Below are 11,854 nucleotides of genomic sequence, written 5' to 3'. Positions count from 1 at the left end.
AATTAGTTAATATGTACTATTGAAAGGGGAGTGATTCACTATACCACGCAAATTAATATAAAAAGTGTGAATTATGGTGTAATTTTACAGATAAAACCTCTAGATTCTTGTAATATTTTCATATAAAGGGTAAAATTATTTATTTGAAAGAGAAAGTACCAAACCAAACATCATCAATCCCCCCTTTTTCTTACATAAAATTATATTAATATAATTAATTATTGGGAATTAAATGATTTATTAGAAAAAATTATTAGTTTGTTCATTACAGATAAAATATGAAAAAGTTATATGATCGAAAGTTAGTGGGTAATCTGTTAATTACTTGATTTATTATAGTATTATATGCCTGGAATTATAGAGATTATTAGATTTTTCTCTATTTCTTTGTCCCTTTATATAGTAAACTCAGAATAGGTTCGTTAACTTTTAGCTGCTAGAGATGAGGTAAGTTTAATCCTATGAAAAATAAAAAGTTAAGGGCACTTCTTTATTTGACCATTCTTTTATTGATTGTTTTCATTCTTCTAAATATGTTTTCAACATATTTAAGCATTAAAAATTCTGTGCAAAAATCCGTTGCTAATCAAAACTTGGTAGCTGCTAGATCTATTGCCGATTCGATGGATATAGAGGCCTATCAGCGATTTCTTAATAACCAAGTAAAGAGCCGGGATTATAGGGATATAAAAGCTTACTTAGAGGATGCCCGTGAAAAAATAGGAGCATTATATGTTTATACGATCATGATTGATAATCCGGAAGTCTCTAAGGCTATGATTACTGGGTTTTCTAAAGATCATAAAGGGGATTTTCCTATCGGTGGTGCATGTACTGTTCCGCCGGAGCAGGTCAAACAGGGGTATGAAGGAAAAAGCTTCATTACCGGGATTCTAGAAGATCCGGAGTATGGTGAGTATTTGACTGTGGGAGTGCCGATGAAAAATCAAAATGGCGACATAATTGGTTTTTTGGGCATTGATGTGAGCGCAGAAGATATTAATGCCATTAACGGCAAGGTATTGAAAAGCAGCATTGCCATTCTAGTTTATAATGGTGGATTTGTTATCATGCTGCTGGTTACCTTTTTTGTCATTCAAAAATGGTATCAAAAGGAACTGACACGTGAAGTGGGGGATACGGAAGATACGTATCAATCGGAATTTCAATCTCTCATTGCTTCAGTCCGCTCATTAAGGCATGATTTTTCCAATCATATTCAGGTAATACATGGACTGCTTAAATTAGAGGAAAACGCAAAAGCACTCGAATACTTAACCGGTCTTTCAAAAGAAGTGCATACAATTGAATCGCTGAAATTGGATGTGACTCACCCGGGCTTATCTGTTCTGTTAGAGACAAAAAGGCTCTCGGCCCAGAATTATAACATCGATATTGAGGTTGATGTTTCACCCGAATCCTTCAATCGAATTAAAACAATCGATTTGATTAAATTATTATCAAATGTTATTGACAATGCTATTGAGGCAACAATTGAATTGCCAGAGCAAGAACGACGAATGAATATTGCCTGCAAAGCTGATGATGAAAAGTATACCTTTATGGTAACGAACACTGGACCAATGATTTCGGAATTAGATCTCGAGAATATATTCGCCAGCGGGTTTTCAACCAAAAAGGCACAAAAGGGCAAAGTTCGCGGACAAGGATTGTTCATCGTTAAAGACTTAGTGAACAGATATGATGGAGAGATTCATGTACAATCCACTGAAAAAGAAACGACCGTTTCGATGATCATACCCGTTAATGGAAAAATTGGCTAAATTGATCTAAAGGAAAGACAAAAAATATAAAGGTATGGTTCCTCAAATGCAGAAGGAATCATACCTTTTTTCGATTCTATTAACTGGATCATATTCCCTTCTGCCAGGGGAAGGAGCAATGGAGCTGTGAGCTTCAAATGTATTTTTGGCAATTTTACACTCTGACAATCTAAGCGATATAAAGATGACGATTATTACGGTGAAAAGTTGAATAAAAGTACCTGAATTGGACATACTGGGTAGATGTTTAGCTGCTTTCATCGAGATTATGATAAGATAGGAAAAAAATCATTTAAGGCAGTGAGATTGTGAAACAACAAAAAGGAAAACTTCTCGTTATCATTGGACCGACTGCTGTTGGGAAGACAAAGATGAGCATTGAGATGGCAAAGTTATTTAATGGTGAAATTATTAGCGGAGACTCCATGCAGGTTTATAAAGGGATGGATATTGGGACTGCAAAAATCAAGAAGGAAGAAACAGAGGGAATTCCTCATTATTTACTTGATATTAAAGACCCTGATGAACCTTTTAGTGCGGCAGAGTTCCAGGAGCGGGCTAATGCTTGTATCGAGGAGATCCACAGCAGAGGAAAACTTCCCATTATCGTCGGAGGAACAGGATTATACATACAATCGGTCATTTATGATTATCAATTTTCGGAGGCACCATCCGACCCTGTTTTTAGGGAGGGACTCGAAAAACAGGTTAGGGATTTGGGGATTGATCCCATTTTTGAACAATTACGCAGCGTTGACCCGGAAAGCGCGAATCGAATTCATCCTAATAATGTAAGAAGGGTGATCAGGGCACTAGAGATTTTTCATTGTACTGGTAAAACAATGAGTGAGCAGCTGAATGAACAGCCTACAGAATTGAAATATGATACGTGCATCATTGGATTGACAATGGAACGTGAAAAGTTATATCAACGCATCGATCAACGTGTTGATGGCATGGTGGAAGAAGGGCTGATTCAAGAGGTAGAGTCATTTTATGAAAAAGGTTTGAGGGATTGCCAATCAATCCAGGCTATAGGCTATAAAGAAATCTATGATTTTTTTGATGGTAGGGCTTCATTGGATGAAGCAGTTGAGACATTAAAGCAAAACTCCCGACGATATGCAAAAAGGCAATTGACCTGGTTTCGGAATAAAATGGATGTAATTTGGTTTGATATGACCGATCTCGAGGGTTTTCCAAAAAAAATACATGAAATATCTGGATTTATAGCAGGAAAGCTTTTCAGTGAAGGCGAATACATAAATTTAGAGAGAAAAGAGGAGGACTAATACATGAAACAATCAGTAAATATTCAAGATCAGTTTCTTAATCAATTACGTAAAGATGGTACGTATGTGACGGTATTTTTATTAAACGGTTTCCAGATTAGAGGACAAGTGAAAGGGTTCGATAATTTTACCGTTTTATTTGAATCAGAGGGTAAACAACAATTAGTCTATAAACATGCGATCTCTACATTTGCTCCACAACGTAATGTTCAGATTGATTACGAAGTGAAGGAATAATCATATATATGAATGTGAAAAACAGGTTTAGCTTATAGCGACCTGTTTTTTTTGCATGCACTTCTCTGTTCTTTTTCAAAGAATCGATAATTTTACGTACCTGATTTGAATATATATTAAGGAACGGATTATTTTCCGGGAAACCGCAGGAAATGACATTATCCCTAATAAATTGGTGAACGGGAATGGAGTTTGTCGAAACAAATCCTCCAATGAAAAAATCCTGTCAGAATAAGTCGCTTACCAGGCAGGGATGGGGCTTAATCTCGAAAAGAAATAAACGAATTTTCCGATGGGTTAGTTTTGGCTATGCAGCATATGCCTATGACCATCATAAATCGAAAATTGTGGTGTTTGAGTTAGGGTCCAAGATGGAGAGGTGAATGCATTGGAACAACCGATCCGTATGAAAAATAACGGGCAAATCAATATTGTGTTTAATGCGGAAAACAGAAAAGCGCTACAAAAGGATCTGCCGATAAAAGAAATTTTGGTGCAGGAAATCCCCCACCAGCATGTGGCATTGAAAGAGATTGAAGATGAACTGAAATCGCTGGTCGGAATGGAAGAAATGAAACGGATGATAAAAGAGATATATGCCTGGATTTACATCAATAAACAACGTGAGGCAAAGGGGCTGAAAACTGGCAGGCAAGCACTGCATATGATGTTTAAAGGAAATCCCGGAACAGGGAAAACAACGGTTGCACGTTTAATCGGTAAGTTGTTTCAAAAAATGAATGTACTTTCGAAAGGGCATTTAATTGAGGCGGAGAGGGCAGATTTGGTCGGGGAATACATTGGTCATACTGCCCAAAAAACAAGGGATTTAATTAAAAAGGCCATTGGCGGGATTCTATTTATTGATGAAGCCTATTCCTTGGGAAGAGGCGGCGAAAAAGATTTTGGAAAAGAAGCCATAGATACCCTTGTCAAGCATATGGAGGATCGGCAGCACGAATTCATTTTGATCCTTGCTGGATATTCGAGGGAAATGGATTATTTCCTCAGCCTTAATCCTGGCCTTCATTCCAGGTTCCCGCTTGTTATTGATTTTCCGGATTATACGATTGAACAGTTAATGGAAATAGCCGATCTGATGCTGCAGGAAAAGGAGTATCTAATGAATCGGGATGCCGAAAGGAAATTAAAAGAACATTTAATCATATTGCGTTCATTTCGGGGACCTATTTCATTTTCCAACGGACGTTATATCCGCAATGTACTTGAAAAGTCTATTAGGGCGCAGGCAATGCGGCTTTTACTGGAAGATTCATTTGAAAAATCCGATTTACTGACGCTTACCAGCCAAGATTTGATTTTCGAGGATGATGAGAAAGAATGACATGGAAAAGCCCGCCAAGATGGCGGGCTTTTCAAATTTATGTTTTAGGCACCCATTTCTTATTAGGAAGATGCCAATTATTGGTGTAAGAAAGGACTCGCAATATCGTGATGACGGCAAAGAGCGAATAAAGCTGCCATGACTGGGATAATAAACCACTGCCTAAAGCCAAGCCTGCAATGATGGCCCATACTACGTAGATTTCTTTTCTGAAGACCAATGGCTTTCTTCCAGCTAGCACGTCACGGAGTATCCCGCCGCCGCATCCGGTTAATGCAGCTGATACAATGATGGCGCTTATTGGATGATTAAGTTCCACAGCATACATCGCCCCTTGGATGGCAAAGGCTGAAAGGCCAATGGCATCAGTGAGGTTTCCCCATCTGTCCCAGTGCTTTGAAAGGTTTGTGGGAAAAACAAAAACGATGGTGATGGATACTAAAGCGATGACAAAATAGAAACTTTGATCCCATAACGCTGAAACGGGGACACCGATCAACAGATTACGGATTGCCCCTCCGCCAAAGGCGGTTATGATTCCTAAAATATAAACTCCTAAAATATCATACTCTTCTTCCATGGCGATGATGGTTCCGCTAATAGCGAATGCAATCGTACCTATGAAGCTTAATACTTCCCATGTCATATGAATGTCCCTCTATGTCTTTTCGATTTTGATGGTAAGGCCAAATATGATTTTAGCATGTTATCGGAATTTTTAAAACGGTTAAAAGCTTCGTTTTGAGGAAATTTTTATATATTCAATTTTTTTGTTATGATTAACTGAAATCTACCAGAAGGTGGTGCATGTGATTTGGAAGAAGCAAAAAAGGAAACGGCCGTGTTGATTGGGTGTCAAACAACTGAGGCTAATGAACGTTTCGAATATTCACTCGATGAACTGGCTTCTTTGGCGAAGACGGCGAATGGTGAGGTTTTAATGACCATCTCCCAGAAAAGGGAAAGTGTCGATCCGGCTACATATATAGGAAAAGGAAAAGTGGAGGAACTTCGGAATCTGGAAGAGGAGCTGGAGCCGGATTTATTTATCTTTAATGATGAACTATCCCCGAGCCAGATTCGGAACCTTTCGAAACAATTGGAGGCAAGGATCATTGACCGGACACAGCTAATATTGGATATCTTTGCTCAGCGGGCGAGATCCAGAGAAGGGAAGTTGCAAGTTGAACTTGCCCAGCTCCAATATTTATTGCCGCGTTTGGTCGGACAGGGGACGGCGATGTCCAGGCTAGGAGGCGGAATCGGCACCAGGGGACCAGGGGAGACGAAGCTGGAAAGCGACCGACGCCACATCCGTGGGAAAATAGATGAAATCAAGCAACAATTAAGTGGGATAGTGAAGCATCGTGAACGCTATCGTGATAGAAGGAAACGTAATAAGACATTTCAAATAGCACTTGTGGGATATACGAATGCAGGTAAATCAACGCTGTTCAACCGTTTGACAGAGGCGGATTCATACGAGGAGAACCAATTGTTCGCTACATTGGATCCCATGACACGAAAGGCGATTCTTCCTAGCGGATTTACTGTGCTGCTGACGGATACGGTTGGATTCATACAAGATTTGCCGACATCTTTAATTGCCGCATTCCGTTCTACCCTGGAAGAAGTGAAAGAAGCGGATCTGTTGCTTCATGTGGTCGATTCCTCAAGTACAGATTACTTTAATCATCAGAAAACGGTGCAGGATTTGCTAAATGACTTAGATGTCCCTTCCATTCCACAGCTAACGTTGTATAATAAGAAAGATAAGATTCACACTGATTTTGTCAGGTCAGCAAGTCGTGCTTCATTAATGATCAGTGCCTATGAACAATCGGACCTGAATCAAATCATGGAAGAAATTGAAAAGTACGTGATTGAAGAAATGGTCCCGTATCATGTTTTCCTGCCGTCGAGTGAGGGTAAATTATTATCACAGCTGAAAAATGAAACCATATTGCGCACGCTCTCCTTTAATGAAGAATCGGAAAAGTATGAATGCAAAGGTTTTTGTCTAGCTGATCATCCAATAACCGGGCAGCTGGAGAAATATTCATTATAAAGGGGAATTTTGATGTATCATCAGTTAACTAATGGAGAAGTGTTGAAAAGCATTGCCCAGGAAGTGGAAGCAATGATTTCTCCGTTACATAAGCAAGTGGACGAACGAATTGAAGAAAATCAATTCCGCGTATTACAAAGTTATCAAGCACATAGAGTGAGTGATTCCCATTTCATCCCGACTACAGGGTATGGATACGACGATATTGGCCGCGATACGCTGGAATTGATATATGCAGATGTATTTGGAGCGGAAGCTGGATTGGTGCGCCCCCAAATTATTTCAGGCACACACGCCATCTCCACCGCTCTTTTCGGCATATTGCGCCCAGGGGATGAATTGTTATACATAACTGGAAAGCCGTATGACACTTTGGAAGAAATTGTGGGCATCCGGGGTTCGGGTATCGGATCTTTGCGTGATTTTCAGATCAGCTATAAGGCCGTTCCGTTAGAGGAAACTGGAACCGTTGATTTCGAAGCCGTCAAACAAGCCATCCAACCAAATACGAAGATGATCGGTATACAACGGTCAAAAGGGTATGCTACACGTCCTTCCTTTACGATTGATGAAATAAGGGAAATGATTTCTTTTGTAAAAGACATTAACCCTGAAATCGTCGTGTTCGTGGACAACTGTTATGGAGAGTTTGTTGAGACACAAGAACCATGTCACGTCGGAGCGGATTTAATGGCAGGTTCACTCATTAAAAACCCCGGTGGCGGGATAGTGAAGACCGGAGGATACATTGTTGGTAAAAAGGACTTGGTTGAAGCTTGTTCCTATCGGTTAACATCACCAGGAATAGGGGCTGAAGCAGGTGCGTCGCTTTATAGTCTGCAGGAAATGTACCAAGGGTTCTTCCTTGCTCCACATGTCGTGGGCCAAGCTGTTAAAGGAGCCATATTCACAGCTGCCTTTTTAGAAAAACTCGGTATGAATACATCTCCTAAATGGGATGCGAAGCGAACTGACTTGATTCAATCCGTCCAATTCAATGACCGGGATAAGATGGTCGCCTTCTGTCAGGCCATCCAATATGCATCACCAATCAATTCACATGTGACACCATATCCTGCCTATATGCCAGGATATGAAGACGATGTAATCATGGCTGCGGGCACCTTTATACAGGGGGCCAGCATTGAACTTACGGCAGATGGTCCGACAAGGGCTCCATATGTTGCCTACGTTCAAGGCGGATTGACATACGCCCATGTTAAAGTAGCTGTATTGACTGCTGTGAATGCGCTAATGGACAAAAAGCTGATTCAATTGTAAATGAAACTAAGTTAGGTATGTTATGGGAATCCAAATACAATTGGATTCCTGTAAAAGCAATAGTCATAATATTTGAGTAGTAATAAATCATTTAATTTTTCTGAAAAAAACACGTCATAAAATGTAACATGATATTGACAAGTTTAATAACATGATATAAGATAATTTTAGATAAACAAAAGGAGGATGCTAAGAATGAGCGGCAACAACATTCGGCGTTCGATGCCTCTTTTTTCCATCGGAATCGTCATGCAGCTAACTGAGTTGTCTGCACGCCAAATTCGGTATTACGAAGAGCATCAACTTATTACTCCTATGAGAACAGATGGAAATCGTCGGGTTTTTTCATTAAACGATATCGATCGACTGCTTGAGATTAAAGACTTAATCGAACAAGGAGTCAATCTTGCCGGCATCAAAAAGATTTTCACTGTAAAGGAACAGAATTTACCTAAAACTCAAGAATTAGAACAAGCGGAAAAGATAAGACAGGACCTTAGTGACGAGGAGCTTCGCAAGCTTCTGCGTGCCGAGCTTTTACAAGGAAGCAAGCATCGAACTTCTCTTCGACAAGGGGATATGTCCCGTTTTTTCCAATAAAAATATGATTTATGAATGATTATTAGGGGGAATAGAAATTGGCAAAGTTCACACGTGAAGACATCACTCGTTTAGCGAAAGAAGAAAATGTTAAGTACATTCGTTTACAATTTACTGACATTTTAGGGACAATTAAAAACGTTGAAATCCCAGTCAGTCAATTAGAAAAAGCACTTGATAATAAAATGATGTTTGACGGATCTTCCATTGAAGGATTCGTACGTATCGAAGAGTCTGATATGTACCTATATCCTGATTTAAATACATGGGTTATCTTCCCTTGGACTTCCGAAAAAGGTAAAGTTGCACGTTTAATCTGTGATATTTACAATACGGATGGAACACCTTTTGATGGAGATCCACGTGCAAACCTAAAACGTGTACTTGCAGAAGCAAGAGAAATGGGCTTCACAGATTTCAATCTTGGACCTGAACCTGAATTCTTCCTATTCAAACTGGATGCAGCAGGCGAGCCGACTCTAGAATTGAACGATAAAGGCGGATACTTTGACCTTGCACCTACTGACCTAGGAGAAAACTGCCGTCGTGATATCGTTCTTGAGCTTGAAGAAATGGGATTTGAAATCGAAGCATCCCACCATGAAGTAGCTCCAGGACAACATGAAATTGACTTTAAATATGCAGATGCAATTTCAGCTTGTGATAACATCCAAACATTTAAATTGGTTGTTAAAACGATTGCCCGTAAACATGGTTTACACGCAACATTCATGCCAAAACCATTGTTCGGTGTTAACGGATCTGGTATGCACTGTAACGTTTCTCTATTCAAAGGCAACGAAAACGCATTTTATGATAAAGAAGGTAAATTGGAATTAAGTAAAACAGCTGAGCAATTTATCGCAGGTATCATTAAGCATGCTCCAAGCTTCACTGCGGTAACAAACCCAACTGTTAACTCATACAAACGTCTAGTTCCTGGTTACGAAGCTCCTTGTTATGTTGCATGGTCCGCTAAAAACCGTAGCCCACTAATCCGTATCCCAGCTTCACGCGGAGTAAGTACTCGCGTAGAGGTACGTAGTGTCGATCCAGCAGCAAACCCATACTTGGCACTTGCAGTTCTGCTAAAAGCTGGTCTTGACGGTATCAAGAACGACTTGACTCCTCCAGCTCCAGTTGACCGCAATATCTATGTAATGAATAAAGAAGAGCGTGAAGAAGTAGGTATCGTTGATCTACCAGCTACTTTATATGCTGCATTGGAAACATTAAAATCCGATGAAGTCATCAAAGAAGCATTAGGTGAACATTTACTTGAACACTTCGTCGAAGCAAAAGAAATCGAGTGGGATATGTTTAGAACTCAAGTTCACCCATGGGAACGCGAACAATATATGTCAATGTATTAATATCTCAAACCCTTGGCACCTCTGGTGTCAGGGGTTTTTCTATTTCGGGCATTCATTCATAAAATCTTAGGAAGTTATCAACTGCCCGATAACAAAAATGGAGAGATTTTTAATTGAAGAAAGGTATATGAGTCAAGAAGGTGATTATTTAACGGATTATCAAGTATATTGTTTTAAATTTCAGCCACCAATAAGTGCAATGACATATGCGAAAATTCGTTGGAAGGCTTATTATAGACTTGCATTAAATTTAAATATTGCTATTACAAGACAACTGTAAGTTAGGAAAAAAAAGGCCACATTTTAGTGGCTTTTTTAACATAATTACTTTTTTAATTGAGCCCAATATAAAGTTAACTGAACTACTAAACCAGATATTTTTACTGTATAAAAAGTAGAATATAGAAACAAAAGTAAATTAAAAGAAAGAATAGATTCTACAATGAAAAAACCTTTTAATTCGATTTGAGTAAGAATAATTAAAAACAAACTCAAAACCATATTTACTCCCCACAAAGCTACAGCTTTCCAAAAGGGAAACAAATATCTATGTAATAGTTTTTCTTCAAGCATACTAGGTAAAATTGAAGGATGAAATAAGCTAATTGTAACTGCAAGTGCGGCTAAAACAATTCCAAATACAGTTGCTGATGAACCTAAGATTGTAGGACCTAGTAATTCAGCAAGAGAGTAATAATAATGAATGCCTTTCAGACAAACAATTAGATTTATAAGAAACATGAAAAGCAAAGAGAATGCCATTGACCAATTTAAGAAAGCTCTTTTAAAACCGAATATTTTTAATAAGCCAAAAAAGGTTGTATCCTCATAGGTGAGTGTATACTTTTTAGAGCTCTCATCGCCCATTTATTTCACCCTCGATTATTTTGATTTTTAGTAAAGAGTATTTCTCATGAAATCAATGATTTTAATTATTAACGCATTTTTATCGATTTCATTGGTTGTTAAAACTTTAACTGACTGAGCCGATCGAAATTTTTTATTTTTTTTAATTTTCTTCATTTTCCTTTTTCCTTGCACTGTTTGTTCATTATAGCCACTTAAGTCAATGTCACCATATCCTTTTTCAACCAGTAGAATTCCTTCTTCAATTATCTCATTTAGACCCTCTGAAGAACCTTGATCTTCGCTATATATTTGTATTCCATCATTGTTTTGCATTTCAATATCAAGTTCTTTTAATTGAACATCATTTATTATTTTGTTAAACAAATTAAACTCAGATTTACCAGGATTAGGGTGTATTAAATGAAAGGCAATACGAGTTACTTTATCATAGGATTTTAATTCTTCTTTAATTTTATACGGAATAGGAATAGGTTTAAGAATTACTTCACCTACATAGGGGTCTTTACCTAATAAAATTGTAAAGAAATTCCTGAATTCTTTTGCAGAGATAGAAGTATTAGACTCGTGTACTAATAATTCACTTTCCGGATCGTAAACAAAAAAAGCAGTTTCCGCAAGTTCTTTGTCTGAGATTTCTTCAATTGTTCTTGCCCCATCCTTATATTTTTGTTTTTTTAACTTGGATTTTGTAACATTTCCAAATATTATTTTATTATTTTCGATAACTTTTAGCTCCACGTCTGTAAATGCCCAATTCCAGGTGTTTATTTTCAGTGGTTTCGGGTCAAGAAGAACACGGGGAATATGCACAGAAATTAACTCCTGTAAATTTTGTTCAAAAATATTACCATGTATATTTACTTTAGCAATAAAAAACTTCCTATTTCTCATTTAAACTTCTCCTTTAATCATTTATTAATTGTTAAGTTTTTTTTTTTGAATCAAAGACCTGTGTATAAATACTGCATCTTATTACTTTCCATAATATACTATGAATATAAAAT

At 38.1% G+C, this 11,854-nt stretch carries 11 protein-coding genes; 8 read left to right on the top strand and 3 right to left on the bottom strand.

Features of this window, described 5'->3' with window-relative positions:
* Positions 1-461: 461 nt before the first annotated feature.
* From FNK51_RS24180 to spoVK, 4 genes are all read left to right on the top strand, one after another.
* Entirely contained in the window at positions 462-1,784 is a 1,323-nt protein-coding gene (locus FNK51_RS24180) for a sensor histidine kinase (RefSeq protein WP_141994972.1), read from the top strand.
* Positions 1,785-2,155: 371 nt separating this feature from the next.
* A complete protein-coding gene (gene miaA / locus FNK51_RS24175) occupies positions 2,156-3,076 on the top strand; it encodes a tRNA (adenosine(37)-N6)-dimethylallyltransferase MiaA (protein WP_483296140.1) in 921 nt (306 codons plus the stop codon).
* A 3-nt stretch (positions 3,077-3,079) separates the two neighbouring features.
* Positions 3,080-3,313, top strand: coding sequence for an RNA chaperone Hfq (hfq, locus tag FNK51_RS24170; protein ID WP_034313436.1), 234 nt, complete (start codon positions 3,080-3,082; stop codon positions 3,311-3,313).
* Between the two features lie 388 nt (positions 3,314-3,701).
* Positions 3,702-4,658: a stage V sporulation protein K gene (gene spoVK, locus FNK51_RS24165; RefSeq protein ID WP_063236403.1), complete on the top strand. Its 957-nt coding sequence runs from the start codon at positions 3,702-3,704 to the stop codon at positions 4,656-4,658.
* Positions 4,659-4,695: 37 nt separating this feature from the next.
* Here the strand turns inward: spoVK and FNK51_RS24160 are convergent, their stop codons facing one another.
* Complete coding sequence (locus tag FNK51_RS24160) at positions 4,696-5,304, bottom strand: trimeric intracellular cation channel family protein (RefSeq protein WP_098372706.1); 609 nt, start codon at positions 5,302-5,304, stop codon at positions 4,696-4,698.
* Positions 5,305-5,472: 168 nt separating this feature from the next.
* Between FNK51_RS24160 and hflX the strand changes: the two genes are divergently transcribed.
* The 4 genes from hflX (at position 5,473) to glnA (ending at position 9,980) form a co-directional block, all read left to right on the top strand.
* A complete protein-coding gene (gene hflX / locus FNK51_RS24155; RefSeq protein WP_141994970.1) occupies positions 5,473-6,726 on the top strand; it encodes a GTPase HflX in 1,254 nt (417 codons plus the stop codon).
* A gap of 12 nt (positions 6,727-6,738) precedes the next feature.
* A complete protein-coding gene (locus tag FNK51_RS24150) occupies positions 6,739-8,007 on the top strand; it encodes a methionine gamma-lyase family protein (RefSeq protein ID WP_098372708.1) in 1,269 nt (422 codons plus the stop codon).
* A gap of 195 nt (positions 8,008-8,202) precedes the next feature.
* A complete protein-coding gene (locus tag FNK51_RS24145; RefSeq protein ID WP_076368569.1) occupies positions 8,203-8,607 on the top strand; it encodes a MerR family transcriptional regulator in 405 nt (134 codons plus the stop codon).
* 38 nt (positions 8,608-8,645) lie between these two features.
* Positions 8,646-9,980 carry a type I glutamate--ammonia ligase gene (glnA, locus tag FNK51_RS24140; protein WP_034313424.1) on the top strand — a complete coding sequence of 445 codons (1,335 nt, stop codon included), beginning with the start codon at positions 8,646-8,648 and terminating at the stop codon, positions 9,978-9,980.
* A gap of 324 nt (positions 9,981-10,304) precedes the next feature.
* Here glnA and FNK51_RS24130 read toward each other — a convergent pair whose 3' ends face one another.
* Positions 10,305-10,847 (bottom strand): hypothetical protein, encoded by a 543-nt coding sequence (locus FNK51_RS24130; RefSeq protein ID WP_141994969.1) that lies wholly within the window; start codon positions 10,845-10,847, stop codon positions 10,305-10,307.
* A 27-nt stretch (positions 10,848-10,874) separates the two neighbouring features.
* On the bottom strand, positions 10,875-11,741 hold the full coding sequence (locus FNK51_RS24125) for a DUF4747 family protein (protein WP_141994968.1): 867 nt from the start codon (positions 11,739-11,741) through the stop codon (positions 10,875-10,877).
* Positions 11,742-11,854: the final 113 nt, after the last annotated feature.

This window comes from Bacillus sp. B4EP4a, assembly GCF_006680105.1.
GTDB classification, from domain to species: Bacteria; Bacillota; Bacilli; order Bacillales; family DSM-1321; genus Peribacillus; species Peribacillus simplex_E.
The sequence above is the reverse complement of the archived record's forward strand: the minus strand, read 5'-3'. Positions and strand labels throughout refer to the sequence as shown.